The organism is Pseudovibrio sp. FO-BEG1 (genome assembly GCF_000236645.1).
In the GTDB taxonomy this organism is placed as follows: domain Bacteria; phylum Pseudomonadota; class Alphaproteobacteria; order Rhizobiales; family Stappiaceae; genus Pseudovibrio.
The window spans coordinates 4622775-4639075 of record NC_016642.1 but is presented as its reverse complement, the minus strand read 5'-3'; the positions used below and the strand labels follow the sequence as shown (position 1 = coordinate 4639075).

General features: G+C 54.5%; 12 protein-coding genes. All 12 read left to right on the top strand.

Annotated elements, in window-relative coordinates; translation table 11 throughout:
• Window positions 1-186 precede the first annotated feature (186 nt).
• The 12 genes from PSE_RS20885 (at window position 187) to murB (ending at window position 16263) form a co-directional block, all read left to right on the top strand.
• On the top strand, window positions 187-1005 hold the full coding sequence (locus tag PSE_RS20885) for a sugar phosphate isomerase/epimerase (RefSeq protein WP_014286622.1): 819 nt from the start codon (window positions 187-189) through the stop codon (window positions 1003-1005).
• A 621-nt stretch (window positions 1006-1626) separates the two neighbouring features.
• A complete protein-coding gene (locus PSE_RS20880; protein ID WP_008547354.1) occupies window positions 1627-2097 on the top strand; it encodes a division/cell wall cluster transcriptional repressor MraZ in 471 nt (156 codons plus the stop codon).
• Entirely contained in the window at window positions 2097-3134 is a 1038-nt protein-coding gene (gene rsmH, locus PSE_RS20875) for a 16S rRNA (cytosine(1402)-N(4))-methyltransferase RsmH (RefSeq protein WP_193384408.1), read from the top strand. Before PSE_RS20880 ends, rsmH begins: the two co-directional genes overlap by 1 nt.
• Before the next feature lie 3 nt (window positions 3135-3137).
• Window positions 3138-3491: a hypothetical protein gene (locus PSE_RS20870; RefSeq protein ID WP_008547620.1), complete on the top strand. Its 354-nt coding sequence runs from the start codon at window positions 3138-3140 to the stop codon at window positions 3489-3491.
• A gap of 11 nt (window positions 3492-3502) precedes the next feature.
• Window positions 3503-5227, top strand: coding sequence for a penicillin-binding protein 2 (locus PSE_RS20865; RefSeq protein ID WP_041768728.1), 1725 nt, complete (start codon window positions 3503-3505; stop codon window positions 5225-5227).
• A gap of 112 nt (window positions 5228-5339) precedes the next feature.
• A complete protein-coding gene (locus PSE_RS27870) occupies window positions 5340-9047 on the top strand; it encodes a UDP-N-acetylmuramoylalanyl-D-glutamyl-2,6-diaminopimelate--D-alanyl-D-alanine ligase (protein WP_014286618.1) in 3708 nt (1235 codons plus the stop codon).
• Between the two features lie 10 nt (window positions 9048-9057).
• Window positions 9058-10152, top strand: a complete 1095-nt coding sequence (gene mraY, locus PSE_RS20855) for a phospho-N-acetylmuramoyl-pentapeptide-transferase (RefSeq protein ID WP_008548111.1) — start codon at window positions 9058-9060, stop codon at window positions 10150-10152.
• Between the two features lie 12 nt (window positions 10153-10164).
• Window positions 10165-11565, top strand: coding sequence for a UDP-N-acetylmuramoyl-L-alanine--D-glutamate ligase (murD, locus tag PSE_RS20850; RefSeq protein WP_014286617.1), 1401 nt, complete (start codon window positions 10165-10167; stop codon window positions 11563-11565).
• The gene (locus tag PSE_RS20845) at window positions 11565-12722 is read left to right on the top strand and encodes an FtsW/RodA/SpoVE family cell cycle protein (protein ID WP_008547934.1); all 1158 of its coding nucleotides are present in this window, start codon (window positions 11565-11567) and stop codon (window positions 12720-12722) included. The genes murD and PSE_RS20845 overlap by 1 nt, the downstream gene beginning before the upstream one ends.
• A 27-nt stretch (window positions 12723-12749) precedes the next feature.
• On the top strand, window positions 12750-13874 hold the full coding sequence (murG, locus tag PSE_RS20840) for an undecaprenyldiphospho-muramoylpentapeptide beta-N-acetylglucosaminyltransferase (RefSeq protein WP_014286616.1): 1125 nt from the start codon (window positions 12750-12752) through the stop codon (window positions 13872-13874).
• Window positions 13871-15292, top strand: a complete 1422-nt coding sequence (murC, locus tag PSE_RS20835) for a UDP-N-acetylmuramate--L-alanine ligase (RefSeq protein ID WP_014286615.1) — start codon at window positions 13871-13873, stop codon at window positions 15290-15292. Before murG ends, murC begins: the two co-directional genes overlap by 4 nt.
• The gene (gene murB / locus PSE_RS20830; RefSeq protein ID WP_014286614.1) at window positions 15289-16263 is read left to right on the top strand and encodes a UDP-N-acetylmuramate dehydrogenase; all 975 of its coding nucleotides are present in this window, start codon (window positions 15289-15291) and stop codon (window positions 16261-16263) included. The genes murC and murB overlap by 4 nt, the downstream gene beginning before the upstream one ends.
• Window positions 16264-16301 lie beyond the last annotated feature (38 nt).

Sequence of the window (16301 nt, the reverse complement as noted above, 5' to 3'; positions counted from 1 at the left end):
GAAGCTGTCATGGTGCTCCGATTGCCGCGCTTGGGACGCGGTGAGATGAGCGCTTAAAGCAGTTGGTAGGAGCCGGGATAAAGGCAGACTGTTTTAGGTGATGTAATGCCTTTGACATGGTTGCCATGTAAGAGCAAAGGCATAACTGAAAGCGTGCCTTTTAAGGCCTTATCTTGGAATAGCCGCATGAGTGATTTGCCGGTTTTAGGCGCAGCAATGTGCGTCAAACATCTTCCTCAACATCGTGAATGGTTGCTGGAACTTCCCCGAGACCTTGAACTGCAAGATTTCTATAACTGGAAATTGCTGGACAATGGGTGTGATGACCTGATTGCAGAAGCGAAGAAGCTTTTGGATGGTCATGAAGGACGTCTCGGTTTGCATGGTCCGTTCTATAATATGGATCTGTCTGCAGCTGATCCGCTGTTTCAGCAGGCGGTTCGTAAGCGGTTGGACCAGGGCATTGAGCTGTGTGCCAAGATGGGTGCAGACCAGATGGTGTTGCACAGCCCTTATACGATCTGGGATCACAACAACCTGGATGTTTACGACAATGGCCGTCAGATGAAGCTGGAGATGATCCATGCCAACCTGAAGGATGTTGTTGCCAAGGCTGAGGACATGGGCTGTGTCATCGTGCTGGAGAACATCGAGGATCTGGATCCGTCCTGCCGGATGGACATCCTGAAGAGCTTTGACAGTGAGGCTCTGGCGCTTTCTATTGATACTGGGCACGCTCACTACATGCACTCCTGCTATGGCGCGCCGCCGGTTGATTACTTCATCAAGTCTGCAGGCAACACTCTGCAGCACGTGCATATTCAGGACATTGATGGGTATGCAGATCGTCACTGGAATCCGGGTGAGGGATCTATTCCGTGGGAGCCGCTGTTTGCGGAGCTGGCAAAGCTGACGAGTAATCCACGTCTGATCCTTGAGATCATGGATGAGACCACTTTGCGCAAGGGTGCGGATTATCTGGTTGGACTGGGTGTTGCCAGATAACAGAAGCACTGGCTTTTGTGATGAGATTTTGAGGCTGGCCGAGCTGTCAGCCTCTTTGCTTATGAGCGATCCGAAGTAACCAACAAAACCAATTGTGATCGCGGTGTGTGAAGTCCTCATGGGAGGCCAATTATCGACTCGGGACAATCGTGGGTAGGTATGGGAAATTGCCCTACCCCTTGCTGATTGAGCATGGAATCTTATGGTCCGAGGTGGGAAAAGCGCCTTATTGGCGAGGCTGATAGGTAAAAATTACTAGAGCGACTTAGCCAAATTCTTTCTTTCGCCTCTGTAAAAACTGTGAGTACTTCTGGTTGTAATCGCATTTTCGATGCGTGTAACTCGCAGAAATCCTTGCGTAAACTCCTATCAATACTTCGTTTACCATAATTGGTGATAACTACCAGATGTTAAGGGGCATTCTTTTCGGTTTGGACATGTGGGTTCATTGACGTCCCATGCTATCCCATGGTATCCCATAGGCTCCCGGGGAATTCCGGTGTGTACTTCAGTAATCTTGTTGTTTTTGCCTGATTTGAGCGCTGGCTCTCCAAGGAGTGGAGAGTTGTTTGATGTGCCGATGACAGATCAAGAAGATCTGGCTCATTAAAGAGGGGACCAATGGCTGGTTTTGTTTCGCACTTCACCAATCGGGTGGATGCAAAGGGTCGTGTATCGATCCCTGCGCCCTTCCGTGCGGCGTTGGCGAAAGACGGCTTTGAAGGTCTCTACTGCTTCCCATCTCCTTTTCAGGAGGCGGTTGATGCAGGTGGCAACGGACTTACCGCTGAAATCCAGAAACGACTAGATGCGTTTTCGACGCTTTCCATGGAGTACGACGCTCTGTCCACGGCGCTGTATGGTGCCAGTGAGACGCTGAAAATTGACCGGGATGGTCGGATTGTTCTGTCTGAGATGATCCGCAACCACACTGGCATTGACGGCGAAGTCACGTTTGTGGGGCAGGGGTTTAAGTTTCAGATTTGGGAACCGACCAGGTTCGCCAAGCACCGCGACGAGGCCATGAAGCGGGCGCTTGCAGTATTGTCTTCCGGCGGTGCGCCGGGGGCAGCAGCCGGAGGGGCACTATGATGACGGGCGGCGACGGAGACAAATCCGGTATCGCTGGCGGACCAGCGCGTCACATTCCAGTCCTTCTGGATCGGGTGCGGGAGGCAATGGCCCCCGCGCCGGGTGATGTGATTGTTGACGGCACATTTGGTGCCGGTGGTTACTCCAGCGCATTTTTAGAAGCTGGAGCCAGTGTGATTGGCATTGACCGGGATCCGGATGCAATCCGTGATGGTCGTGCTTTGGAACAGGCGTCTGATGGGCGCCTGAAGCTGGTTCACGGACAGTTTGTTGATCTTGAAGAGCATGCACGTGCGCTCGGCCATGATGCGGTTGATGGCGTGGTCATGGATCTTGGTGTTTCTTCCATGCAGTTGGATCAGGCTGCGCGTGGCTTCTCGTTCCGCTTTGATGGTCCGCTTGATATGCGCATGGAGCAGGATGGGCCAAGCGCTGCGGATGTGGTCAACACCATGGAACGCAAGGACCTGACACGCATCATCGGATTGCTTGGTGAGGAGAAGCGCGCTTCCAGTGTTTCCCATGCCATTTGTCAGGCGCGTGAAGAGAAGCCTTTTGAGACCACGCTTGAGCTTGCTCGCGTGATTGAAAAGGTGGTGAAGCGTAATCCGAAGAAAGCCAGCATTCATCCGGCGACACGCACATTTCAGGCACTGCGGATTTATGTGAATGGCGAGCTGCATCAGGCAGCGGGTGCGCTGGCTGCGGCAGAGCGGATATTGCGCCCGGGTGGGCGTCTGGTTGTTGTGACGTTCCATAGCTTGGAAGACCGCATTGTGAAGCGGTTCCTTGCGGATCGTTGCAAGACCCGCGGTGGTGGTTCTCGCCACATGCCAGAGGTGGATATTCCACCTCCGACTTTCGAATTTATCGTGAAGGGCAATCAGGATGCCAGCGTTGAGGAGGTTTCTGAAAACCCTCGCGCGCGTTCTGCTCGTTTGAGAGCTGGGCGTCGTCTGGATGCTCCGGCACGGACATTAGATATTCATGAGGCTGGCGTTCCGCGCCTTGCTTCATTCCACGGACTAGGGGGCTAGGCTATGCTGCGCTTCGTTAATCTGTTCTTTGTTGTTGCAGTGGTTATTGGTGCTGCGCTCGTTTACGACATCAAGATGTCCAACGAAAACCTTGCCGATCAGGTGCGTCAGCTCTCTGCTGAGATTGCCAAGGAAAAGGACGAGATCCGCTACTACAAGGCCCAGTGGAGTGTGCTCAATCAACCGGGGCGCCTGCAGGGTATCGTTGATCGTTACAACGATATTCTCAAGCTAGAGCCTTTGCGTGCAGAGCAGATTACGACACTGAAGGCATTGCCGGTTAAGCCTGTTCTGATGGAGCCAGTTTCTGCTGATGCGATGAGCGGTTACGCCAGTCGCGTTACATCCGTGCAATAAGGGAGGAGCTCGTGGCCAGGAAAGCTGACAGCTCCTTTTTGAGGCGGTCTAACTTCAATCAAAAACATGGCACTACAGCGATGCGGGTTCGTGGCCCGGGCCGCTCTCGTATTGTTTTTGCCATGACATTGTTCGTGCTTGTGTACGGGGCGATTGCCGGTCGTCTGATCCTGCTTGGATTGCAGGATGGAGATCCGGCTCAGCGTTTCCTTGCTGCGCAAAGCACGGTTGCTCAAGCACGCCCGGATATTGTTGATCGCAATGGTGAAATCCTTGCGACCGATATCAAGAGTGCTGCGCTTTATGCTGAGCCGCGCAAGATCCCGGATACGGATGAGGTGTTTGATGGCCTGATCTCCGTATTGCCGGAACTGGACACGCCCGCGATCAAGAAGCGTCTGGAAAGCAATGCGCTGTTTACGTGGCTGAAGCGTGAGATCACGGTTGAACAGCGTCAGGCTATTCACGCGCTCGGTCTGCCGGGAGTTGGTTTCCGTGAGAGTAATAAGCGGTTTTATCCGGGTGGCCAGACTGTCAGCCATATTCTTGGTACGGTGAATGTCGACAACCAAGGCCTTTCCGGCATGGAGAAGTATGTCGATCAGGCGTGGCTGAAAGATCTGCAGGATCTTGGCTTTACGCAGGATCGTAACATGGAGCCTGTGAAGCTCTCCGTTGACCTGCGTGTACAGCATGCGGTGCGTGATGAGCTACGTCGCTCCATGGAGTACTACAAGGCCAAGGCGGCGATGGGTGTGGTGTTGAAGGCAGACACTGGCGAAGTGATTGCCATGACGTCTTTGCCAGACTTTGACCCGAACAACCGTCAGCAGGCGCTTGAGAAATCGCGCATGAACCGCGTCACCGGCGGTGTCTTCGAGCTGGGCTCAATCTTTAAGGGCCTTACCATCGCGATGGCGCTGGATAGTGGCAAGGTGAAGCTGGAAGACGGGTTTGATGCGACCAAGCCGATCCGTGTTGCTGGCCAGAAGATTGACGACTTCCATGGCAAGCGCCGTGTGTTGTCTGTTCCTGAAGTATTCATTTACTCGTCCAACATCGGCACCATCAAGGTTATGCAGCGTGCTGGTATTGAGGCGCAGAAAGAGTTCCTGTCAAAAGTTGGCCTGACCGAAAAGATGAACACCGAGATGCCTGGCGTTGCGCGGCCTCTGCTTCCTCCGAAGTGGAATGAGCTTGCAGCAATGACCATCTCGTTTGGTCATGGTGTGGGTGTGACGCCGCTGCAGATGGCGGTGGCTGGTGCAACGCTGGTCAATGGCGGCAAGTATCTTGAGCCAACCTTCCTGCCTCGCAGTGAGGAAGAGGCGGACAAACTTGCCAAGCAGGTTCTGAAACCAGAAACCAGTGAGATCCTACGGTATCTCAACCGCGAGAACGTTCTGCGCGGATCCGGTCGGCGGGCTGCTGTACCGGGTTATGACGTTGGCGGTAAAACTGGAACAGCGCAGAAGGTTGTGAATGGCCGTTACGCGGAAGGTGTTTATCTGAACTCCTTCATGTCGGCGTTCCCGATGTCCAATCCTGAGTATCTCGTTTTGATTGTGTTGGATGAGCCGCAAAAAGTGGAGGGGCAACGTTATTCCACCGCAGGGTGGAATGCTGTGCCAACCACTGCATCTGTTATCCGCAGAATTGCACCAATGCTCGGCGTGGTGCCTGATTTCGCAGATGACGCAGAGACAATTCCGGTTTCCTATCAGAACCGGAACTAAACAGGAGAGGTGAATGGGGCAATACATGGAGATTTTGGGGAAATATGAAGACAATTATTCTCCGAAACTACTTTGCCACATTCATGTCTCATAGGCCGGACATATCGACGCTATGTTGCTTAAAGACCTTACAAAACAAGAGATAGACTCCGCCGCAGGCGATGGGCCAGACAGCGCTGGTGCTCTCACTATTTCGGGGCTTACTGCTGATAGTCGGGCAGTGGAGCCCGGTTTTGTTTTTGCTGCCCTGAAGGGCGCGAAAGTTGATGGTGCACAGTTTATCGAGCAGGCCGTGGAAGCTGGCGCTGCTGCTATTTTGATAGATGCAGACCGTATTGATGATGACGTCCGCAAGACGGCCAAGCAGGTTGCTCTGATCGCTGCAAAAGATGCGCGCCGGGAACTTGCTTTGATGGCTGCGACCTTTGCGGGCAGGCAGCCTGAAAAGATGGTTGCAGTCACGGGAACAGCTGGCAAAACGTCCGTTGCTGTTTTCGTTCGTCAGATCTTTGAATATGCCGGGCTTGTTTCAGCCAGCCTTGGTACTATCGGTACTGTGACCTCAACCGGCCAGAGCTATGGTGGTTTGACCACGCCAGATCCTGTGTCTTTGCATCAGGATCTGAAACGTCTGGCAGAAGACGGCATTACTCACGCAGCGATGGAAGCTTCCAGCCACGGGCTGGATCAGCACCGCCTTGATGGTGTGCGCATTGTTGCTGCTGGCTTTACCAATCTTGGCCGTGACCACATGGACTACCACCCGACGGTGGAGGATTACTTGCAGGCAAAGCTGCGCCTGTTCCGTGATCTGCTACCGGATGACGGTGTTGTGGTCATTGATCCGGAAGCACAGTTTGCAGACCGCGTGTTGGAAGTTGCCAAAGAGCGTGGCCTGAAGACCTTTACCACCGGGTTCTTTGGTGAAGACCTGAAGGTGCGGAGCGTTCAGCCGGAAGGGTTTAGTCAGGTTCTTGAGCTTGAGACTGCTGAAGGCGTGTTCTCTGTTGCGCTGCCGCTTGCTGGTGATTTCCAAGTTAGTAATGCTTTGATTGCGGCAGGTTTGGCGATTGCTGCTGGTGTTCCATTGCAGACTGCTTTGGAAGCTTTGACGGTTTTACGTGGTGCGCCGGGCCGTATCGAGCATGTTGGTACCCGTGAGAACGGGGCGCTGGTGTTCGTTGATTATGCCCATAAGCCAGAGGCGCTGGAGAATGTGCTTGCGGCGCTGCGTCCGTTTGCGCCGGGTCGCCTGATCAGCGTGTTTGGGTGCGGCGGTGATCGTGATGCCGGTAAGCGTCCGCTGATGGGTGAAATTTCGGCACGGCTTGCTGATGTTTCCATTGTGACGGACGATAATCCGCGTACTGAAAATCCAGACACAATTCGCGAAGAGATTGTTGCTGCTTGTCCTGCTGCGCTTGAGATCGGAGATCGTGCGCTTGCCATCCGTCAGGCTGTGAAGATGCTGCAGGAAGGGGATGTGCTTTGTGTGGCTGGCAAAGGTCATGAAACAGGGCAGATTGTTGGAACTGAGGTTCTGCCATTCTCTGATCACGACGAAATCCAAAAAGCGCTCGCAGAAGCTTCTGAAGAAAATGGCGTTTCTCCTGTTGCTGAGAGTGGGTCGCCTGAACTCTCTCTAGAACTGGATGAGCTGGACCTTCTTGCCGATGAAGGTGATGAGTTGGCCGCTGCTGAAGCGCTTGATGATGACGACCTGCTGGCAGCTGTTCAGGCCGGTGTGGACGAGCTGGAAGCTGCTCTGCCGGAAAACCCTGATGATGCACGTGATCAGGAAGAGGAAGACTGGCTGGCGCTGGAAGAAGAAGTTCTTGGTGCTGACGACCTTGCTGATGCGGAGCTGGCTGATGTTGAAAGCCATGACCCTGACTTTGGCAAGGATGGTTTCCCGAATGTTGCGGAAGATACACCTGATGCGCTTGAAGACGAGCTGCTGGGTGATCTAGCGGCTATCGAAGCCGAAGCCGAAGCCGAAGCCGAAGCCGAAGCCGAAGCCGAAGCCGAAGAGAATGTTGAGCCTGAGGTGCCGGCTGCATATGATCAAGATGATGAGAGCACAGCGGATGCGGATGCATTTCTTGCGGATGAAGGTATCGAAGAGGTTGCTCCAGAGGTTGCCGAGGATGTATCGCAGTCCACTCAACCGGATGAGCAGGACGGTGCAGACGCCCTTGGTGGACTAGGTGCTTCTGAGGAACCTGCTGCTACTCCGGAAATCGCAGATTCTGAGGCTAAAAACAGCGAAAAACCACGCCTCAAGTCAGCGATAGACAAGCCTGAGTGGACTATCGTCCCCCACATCAACCTATTAGACCCGGAAATTAAGTCGGAATATGAGCGGCAAATGATTGAACTGCCTGAAATAGATCGTGGGCCGCTGTGGCTGCTCAGCGATTTTCTGGAGGCGGTAGATGGGGATGTTCACGGTGATCTGGCGGATGACATAACCGGAATTTCCATTGATAGCCGAACGATCCAACCCGGAGAGGCCTTCTTCGCTATCAAAGGTGAAAACTTCGATGGTCACGCGTTTGCGGGAACGGCTGTTGAAGCTGGTGCTTCTGTGGCCGTTGTATCGCGTGAAAAGCTTGGTGAACTGCCGGAAGGTGGGCGCTATGTGGCCGTTGATGATGTGCTGAAAGCGTTGGAGCGCCTTGGTGTGGCTGCTCGCGCCCGTTCAAAAGCACGGATCATCGCGGTGACTGGCTCTGTCGGTAAAACAGGCACCAAAGAGGCTTTGCGTCTTTGCTTGTCCAAATCCGGCATCACTCATGCGCCTGTGGCGAGCTTTAACAACCATTGGGGTGTGCCGCTGACACTGGCGCGCATGCACGCAGATACCGAGTTTGGTATCTTCGAGATTGGCATGAACCACCGTGGTGAGATCACACCACTGGTGAAGATGGTTCGCCCGCATGTTGCGATTGTGACCACCGTTGAGCCTGTGCATCTGGAAGCGTTTAACTCCGTTGAAGATATCGCCCGTGCGAAGGCTGAGATCTTTACCGGGATTGAACCGGGTGGTGTGGCGATCCTGAATAGGGACAATCGCCAGTATGATCTGCTCCGGTATCTGGCTGCTGTGGCTGGTGTGAAGAACATCGTCAGCTTTGGTATGCAGCCGGGGGCACAGTCCATCGCCAAGAAGGTTGCGGTCAATCCTGATTGCTGCTGCCTCAATGCCAATATCCTTGGGCAGGAAATCTCCTACAAAATCGGTGCTCCGGGCGCACACCATGTGATCAACTCACTGGGCGTGCTGACCGGTGTGATGGAGCTGGGTGCGAACCTTGCCTTTGCGGGTTTGGCTCTGGCTGAAATGTCCGCGCCGAAAGGCCGTGGTGCGCAGACTGTTCTGGATGTGAATGGTGGGACCGCACTGCTGGTGGATGAGAGCTACAACGCCAACCCGGCCAGTATGCGCGCAGCCATCAATCTGGTGGCTGGATTGCCCGTTGAGAAGAATGGCCGTCGTATCGCCGTATTGGGGGATATGCTCGAATTAGGTGCAGATTCTGACAAGCTGCACGCAGACCTTGCGCGTGAACTGGAGCGCGCAAAGATCGACATCGTTTATTGTGTGGGTACTCACATGAAGGTGCTCTGGGAACGGTTGCCTGCACAGACCAGAGGCGCCTATTCAGAGACCTCCGACAAACTGGAAAAAGACCTGCTGTCGGAAGTGCGTCCCAACGACATCGTGATGGTAAAGGGCTCCCTGGGAACCCGTATGGGTCCACTCGTGGATGCTTTGAAGAAACGTTTTCCTGAACCGGCTGCAACCGGTAAGTCCTGAGGTTGACTAAATGCTATATTTGCTGGCGGAGCTTTCAGAGGTTTATCCTTCCCTGTCTGCGCTGAATGTTTTTAAATACATTACGTTCCGTACCGGCGGCGCGATTATGACTGCTTTGCTGTTTGTGTTCCTGTTTGGCCCGCGCATCATTGATGCGTTGCGTTCGCGTCAGGGGCATGGACAGCCAATTCGTGAAGACGGACCTCAGAGCCATCTGCTGACCAAAAAAGGCACGCCAACCATGGGCGGCCTGATGATCCTTTCCGGGATGATTGTGGCGACGCTTTTGTGGGCTGACCTTCGCAACCCTTACACCTGGATTGTTCTGGGTGTGACTGTTGGGTTCGGCCTGATCGGTTTTTATGATGACTACTTGAAAGTCACCAAGTCTTCGCACAAAGGCTTTGGTGGTAAAGCACGTTTGGGTCTGGAGTTTCTGATTGCAGGTCTTGCTGCGTTTGCGGTGACGCTTTTAGATTCTGAGCCATTTTCCACCAGCATCGGCTTTCCTTTCTTTAAAGAGTTGACGCTGAACCTCGGTCTGTTCTTCATCCCATTCGCTGCCTTTGTTGTTGTTGGCGCGGGTAATGCGGTGAACCTGACTGATGGTCTGGATGGTCTTGCGATTGTTCCGGTGATGATTGCTGCTGCCGCTTTTGGTCTGGTGGCTTATCTCACCGGTAATGCTGTGTTCTCCAACTATCTGCAGATCCACCATGTGGCGGGCACTGGTGAGCTTGCCGTTGTGTGTGGTGCAGTGATTGGTGCAGGTCTTGGGTTCCTGTGGTTCAACGCACCGCCTGCTGCGATCTTTATGGGTGATACCGGGTCTCTTGCTTTGGGCGGTATGCTGGGTGCGATTGCGGTTGCGACCAAGCATGAGATCGTTCTGGCGATCATCGGTGGTCTTTTCGTTCTGGAAGCTGTCTCTGTGATTGTGCAGGTTGCTTCATTCAAGCTGACTGGCAAGCGTGTGTTCCGCATGGCGCCAATTCACCACCACTTTGAGCATCTGGGTTGGACCGAGAGCCAGGTAGTTATTCGTTTCTGGATCATTGCTGTTGTTCTGGCACTGATCGGCCTCGCAACACTGAAGCTGCGCTAGGAGGCTGAGCACATGATCCCTATCCGTCATCTTGCAGGTAAAGAAGTTGCGTTGTTTGGGCTCGGTGGTTCCGGGCTCGTGACTGCGCGCGCGCTTGAGGCTGGTGGGGCTCGTGTTGATGTCTGGGACGATAACGAAGCGAGTGTCGCCGCTGCTGAAGAGCAGGGGCTTGCTGCGATTGATCTGCGCGATGTGGACATGACCCGTTATGCAGCGCTGGTCGTTGCGCCGGGTGTGCCGCTGACTCATCCGACACCGCACTGGAGTGTAGTGCGGGCTAAGGAAGCTGGCATTCCGGTGATTGGGGATGTGGAGCTGTTCGTAAATGAGCGCGAGGCGGTTTGTCCGGAAGCGCCGTTTGTTGCAATCACTGGCACCAACGGAAAATCCACGACCACGGCGCTGATCTCGCATGTCCTTAAAGAATGCGGCATGGATGTTCAGATGGGCGGCAATATTGGTCGCCCTGTGCTGGACCTTGAAGGTTTTTCTGAAGATCGCGTCTATGTGGTTGAGGTCTCCTCCTACCAGATCGATCTTGCGCCAAGCCTTGCGCCCGATATCGGGGTGATGATGAACCTGTCGCCAGATCATCTGGACCGGCATGGGAACATGGAGAATTACGCTTCCATCAAGGAACGTCTTGTGAAGGCGGCGCGTCTGGCTGTTGTGGGCGTGGATGATGAGTTTAGTGCGGCCATTGCGCAGCGCCGGGCGGAAAGTGGTGAGCCGATTGAGTTGATCTCCTGTCACGAACCGGTTGAGTTTGGTGTTTATGCCGCAGATGGCAAGGTCATTGAAGTTTTTGATGAAGAGCAGGTGGTTGCTGCTGACCTGTCTTCCTCCAACACTTTGCGTGGCTCTCACAATGGACAGAACGCATCGGCAGCGGTTGCTGTTTGTGCAGCGCTTGGGCTGGAGCTGGATGAGATTGCCGGTGCTTTGGCAACGTTCCCGGGTCTTGCGCACCGGCTAAAGCTGGTGGCTGAAGCGGGCAAGGTTCTGTTTGTGAACGACAGCAAGGCAACCAATGCTGAAGCGGCGGCGCATGCGCTGGCTGCGTTTGATCGGATTTATTGGATTGCGGGTGGCCGTCCAAAGGCGGGCGGTATTTCATCCCTGAAGGCTTACTTCCCGAAGATTGTTAAAGCGTACCTAATCGGTGAAGCGGCGGAAGAGTTTGAGCAGGAACTAAGCGGCTCAGTTGAGGCACACAAGTTCGGCAGTCTGGATATGGCTGTTGAAGCGGCAGCGCGTGATGCGGCGCGTGACAAGAGCAAAGAGGCAGTGGTTCTGCTGTCTCCGGCTTGTGCGTCCTTTGACCAGTTCAAGAGCTTCGAAGTTCGCGGGGATGCATTTGAGAGCGCGGCTGTTGCTGCTGCCCAAATGCTGAATGGTGAGGGGGCACGCTGATGGTTTCACGTACGGATCGCAGTGCGTTTGCAGAATGGCTTTGGACGATCGACCGCTACATGCTGATTGGCATCTTCACGCTGATGGTGTCCGGTCTGGTGTTGTCACTTGCGGCCAGCCCTCCTGTTGCTGAGCGTATCGGGCTTGAGAGCTTCTACTTTGTGAAGAAGCAGGCCATCTTCCTTGTTCCAAGCGCTGCATTGATGCTGGGCGTTTCGGCACTGTCTCCGCGCTATGTGCGGCGGGTGGCTTTGCTGGTGTTCTGCGGCATGCTTGTGCTGCTGCTGGGGACACTGTTCTTCGGGACGGACATTAAAGGCGCACGGCGCTGGGTGAGCCTGTTTGGTGTTTCCATTCAGCCTTCCGAGTTCATCAAGCCAGCGCTTGTTGTGATCGTGGCGTTTCTGCTTTCTGAAGGACGCAAGGCGCAGGATGTGCCGGGTCAGCTGATCTCCATTATTCTGTTCGGTATTGTGGCGGCCATGCTGATTGCGCAGCCCGACTTTGGTCAGACCATGCTGCTGACGATCGTGCTATTTGCGCTGTTCTTCCTGAACGGGCTGTCATGGCTGGCGATTGTGCCGCTTGGCGTCATGGGCATTCTTGGCGTGGCGGCTGGCTTTACGTATCTGCCGCACGTGCGCGGGCGTATCATGCGCTTCCTTGATCCTGCTTCCGGTGACACCTACCAAATTGATAAAGCAATCGACTCTTTCATTGCGGGCGGTTGGCTTGGTCGTGGTGTGGGTGAAGGCACCGTGAAGCGTATTCTGCCTGATAGTCATACGGACTTTATCTTTGCTGTTGCGGCAGAAGAATACGGCATCATCGTGTGTGTGGTGCTTGTGACTGTGTTTGCGTTTGTTGTGCTGCGCGGTCTTTACATGGCGATGCAGGATCAGGATCCATTTGGCCGTCTGGCCTCTTCCGGTCTGATCGTGATGTTTGGCCTACAAAGCTGCATCAACATGGCTGTGAACCTGAACCTTATGCCATCCAAGGGTATGACACTGCCGCTGATTTCGTCCGGTGTGTCTTCCCTTATGGCGATTTCCCTGACGATGGGGTTTGTGCTGGCGTTGACGCGGAAGCGACCGCAGCCGCGTAAGAACCCGATTATCACTGTTACCCGCGCTGCACCTTTGCAGCACGCTTAGAGAGTTTTGTTTGTGTCGGAGAGTGAAATGAAGCCGAAGATTATGCTCACTGCTGGAGGAACGGGTGGTCACCTGTTTCCTGCGCAAGCGCTGGCCAGTGAGCTGACGCGCCGTGGGTATGGTGTTGAGCTGATCACAGATAGCCGTGCTGACAAGTATGGTAGTGCGTTTCCGGCGGACAAGGTGCATCTGGTCAAGAGTGATACCATTCGTGGCAAGAACCCGATCTCTCTTGCAAAAACTGCGATCAAGCTGGGTCTGGGTACTTTGCAGGCGATGAAAGCAATCCGCGTGGCCAAGCCTGCTGCGATTGTTGGCTTTGGCGGGTATCCGACATTTCCGCCTATGTTTGCTGGCCGCCTTCTGGGTATTCCATCCATTCTGCATGAAGCCAATGCGGTGATGGGCCGGGCGAACCGTATGCTTGCCAAAGGGGCAAGTGCTGTTGCGACCAGTTTTCCGCTTAAAACACTGCCTGCTGATCTGGCTGCCAAGGCAACCATGACCGGCAACCCGCTGCGCGATAATGTGATTGCCGTGTGCGGTCAGACCTACAATGCACCGGAAGAAGGTGGAGCGTTCCATCTGCTGGTGTTTGGTGGTTCTCAAGGTGCACGTGTGTTTTCTCAGGTTCTGCCGGAGGCGCTGAAGCAGATGGCGCCTGAAGATCGCGAGCGGCTGGTGATTGTGCAGCAGGCGCGACCTGAAGATCTGGAAGGCCTTGAAGCTTCCTATCGTGAGATGGGTGTTGCAGCGCAGGTGGCCTCCTTCTTTACAGATTTGCCTGAGCGCATTGCGGCGGCGCATCTGGTTATCAGCCGTTCCGGCGCTGGTACGGTGTGTGAGCTGGCAGCGATTGGGCGTCCTTCTATTTTGGTACCTCTTCCAGGTGCCCTTGATAACGATCAGGGCCTGAATGCGAATGTGCTTGCTGAGGCAGGTGGCGCATGGCCGATCCCACAAAAAGAACTTGATCCGCAACGACTGGCCCGTGAGCTGAAAGAACTCATGGATAATCCGGGCCGTCTTGCACAGGCAGCACAGGCAGCACAGGCGCAGGGCGCGCCGGAAGCTGTACAGCGCCTTGCGGATCTGACCGAAACACTTGTTGGTGCTGCACCGGCAACTGAACAGAAAGAGATTACCTCATGAAAATGCCAGTAGACATTGGGGGAGTACACTTCGTCGGTATCGGCGGCATCGGAATGAGCGGTATTGCAGAGGTTCTGCATAATCTTGGCTACCGTGTGCAAGGCTCTGACATGTCTGAGAATGCGAACGTTCTGCGTTTGCGTGAAAAGGGCATCAAGGTGATGGTGGGGCATGCTGCCGAGAACCTTGAAGGTGCTGATGTCTGCGTGATCTCTTCTGCGATTAAAGGCAGCAATGTTGAGCTGAAGGCTGCGCGTGAAAACAACATGCCTGTTGTGCGCCGCGCAGAAATGCTGGCAGAGCTGATGCGCTTTAAGCAGGCGATTGCCATTGGCGGCACGCACGGCAAGACGACGACAACCTCCATGGTTGCGGCGCTGCTGGATGCTGGCCACATGGACCCGACTGTTATCAACGGTGGTATCATCAACGCCTACGGCACCAACGCTCGCATGGGTGAAGGGGACTGGATGGTGGTTGAGGCGGACGAGTCCGACGGGACGTTCGTCAAGCTTCCTGCTGATATTGCTGTTGTGACCAATATCGATCCTGAGCACCTTGATCACTACGGTGATTTTGATGGGGTTCGTGCTGCGTTTGCGCAGTTTGTTGAGAACGTGCCGTTCTATGGTTTTGCAGTGATGTGTCTGGATCACCCTGAGGTGCAGAGTCTTGTTGGACAGATTGAAGATCGCCGCATCATCACCTACGGCACCAACCCACAGGCTGATGTTCGCTTTACGGATGTTTCCACCAAGGGCGGCAAGTCCATCTTCTCCGTGAGCATTCATGATCGCCGTGGAGACAAGGTGATTGAGCTGAAGGATCTGGTGTTGCCAATGCCGGGTCTGCATAACGTTTCCAATGCGACCGCTGCGATTGCGCTGGCGCATTCTCTGGGCATCTCCGGTGAGAATATCCGCAAGGGTCTGGCGAGCTTTGGCGGTGTGAAGCGTCGCTTCACACATACTGGCTCGTGGAATGGTGTTGAGTTCTTTGATGACTACGCGCACCATCCTGTTGAGATTAAGTCTGTTCTGCATGCAGCGCGTGAAGCGGCTGAGGGTAAGGTGATTGCTGTGATGCAGCCACACCGTTTCACCCGTTTGCAGAGCCTGTTTGAAGATTTCTGCGCTTGCTTCAACGATGCAGACAAAGTGGTGATTACGCCTGTGTTTGCTGCGGGTGAGCAGCCGATTGAAGGGGCTGACCAGCCGGACCTGATTTCTGGTTTGCGTGCTGGTGGTCACCGTTCGGTTCACAGCATTGCTGGCCCGGATGAGCTGGCTGGCAAGATTGCTGAGTTGGCTGAGGCGGGTGATCTGGTGATCTGCCTTGGTGCAGGTAACATCACCCAGTGGGCTTACAAGCTGCCAGTTGAGCTGGAAGCACTCTCCCCAAAAGGAGAGACTGTATGAGCGCGAGCGTAAGCTATCCTGATCTGCTGCCACTGCTGGGTGATGCTGTTGAAGACATTCGTGGTCGTCTGATCCCGAACCAGCTGCTGTCTGCTGTGACGTGGTTCCGCGTTGGTGGGCCTGCTCAGTTGATGTTCCAGCCTGCGGATGAAGCTGATCTGGCTGTGTTCATGAAAGCGCTGCCTGAGGATGTGCCTGTGACTGTGGTTGGGCTGGGGTCCAATCTGCTGGTGCGTGATGGTGGCATTGAGGGCGTTGTTATTCGTCTGCCGATCCGTGGATTTGGTCAGGTTGAGTATCTGGGCGGCCATAAGCTGCGGGCAGGGGCGTCTGTTCCTGACAAGAAGCTGGCGGAAGAAGCTGCGAAGACTGGCACAGGTGGTTTTGCATTCTACACCGGTATTCCGGGTGCTGTCGGCGGAGCGCTGCGCATGAATGCAGGGGCTCACGGCACCGAGACAAAGGACCGGGTTGTTAACGTTAACGCGGTGACAAGATCTGGCGAAATCCTCACTCTTTCCAATGAGGAAATGGGCTATGCCTATCGCCATTCTTCAGCTTCCAAGGACCTGATTTTTACCAGTGCGGTGTTTGAAGGTTTTGCGCAGAGCGAAGACGAGATCCGCGCGGAAATGGCTGAGGTTGTTGCGCATCGTGAGAAAGCACAGCCGATCCGCGAGAAAACTGGCGGCTCTACTTTCAAAAACCCTGAGGGCAACAGTGCCTGGAAGGTGGTTGATGCAGCTGGATGTCGTGGATTGCAGATCGGCGGCGCAAAAATGTCGGAATTACACTGCAACTTTATGTTGAACGTTGCAGACGCTACCGCTCACGATTTGGAAATGCTTGGCGAGACCGTGCGGTCTGAAGCATTGGCAAAGACCGGGACGCGTCTGGAATGGGAAATCAAGCGCCTTGGGGCGTTTGTGGACGGAGCGGCGATTGAGCCGTTTTTGGGTAAGGCGGACTAACTCCGTTCACGTGTTGTTTTAGGCGTTTTAATCAGGAT

Coding starts and splice junctions, on each gene's coding strand:
- PSE_RS20885 (WP_014286622.1), top strand. CDS start 187: ATGAGTGATTTGCCGGTTTTAGGCGCAGCAATGTGCGTCAAACATCTT.
- PSE_RS20880 (WP_008547354.1), top strand. CDS start 1,627: ATGGCTGGTTTTGTTTCGCACTTCACCAATCGGGTGGATGCAAAGGGT.
- rsmH (WP_193384408.1), top strand. CDS start 2,097: ATGACGGGCGGCGACGGAGACAAATCCGGTATCGCTGGCGGACCAGCG.
- PSE_RS20870 (WP_008547620.1), top strand. CDS start 3,138: ATGCTGCGCTTCGTTAATCTGTTCTTTGTTGTTGCAGTGGTTATTGGT.
- PSE_RS27870 (WP_014286618.1), top strand. CDS start 5,340: ATGTTGCTTAAAGACCTTACAAAACAAGAGATAGACTCCGCCGCAGGC.
- mraY (WP_008548111.1), top strand. CDS start 9,058: ATGCTATATTTGCTGGCGGAGCTTTCAGAGGTTTATCCTTCCCTGTCT.
- murD (WP_014286617.1), top strand. CDS start 10,165: ATGATCCCTATCCGTCATCTTGCAGGTAAAGAAGTTGCGTTGTTTGGG.
- PSE_RS20845 (WP_008547934.1), top strand. CDS start 11,565: ATGGTTTCACGTACGGATCGCAGTGCGTTTGCAGAATGGCTTTGGACG.
- murG (WP_014286616.1), top strand. CDS start 12,750: ATGAAGCCGAAGATTATGCTCACTGCTGGAGGAACGGGTGGTCACCTG.
- murC (WP_014286615.1), top strand. CDS start 13,871: ATGAAAATGCCAGTAGACATTGGGGGAGTACACTTCGTCGGTATCGGC.
- murB (WP_014286614.1), top strand. CDS start 15,289: ATGAGCGCGAGCGTAAGCTATCCTGATCTGCTGCCACTGCTGGGTGAT.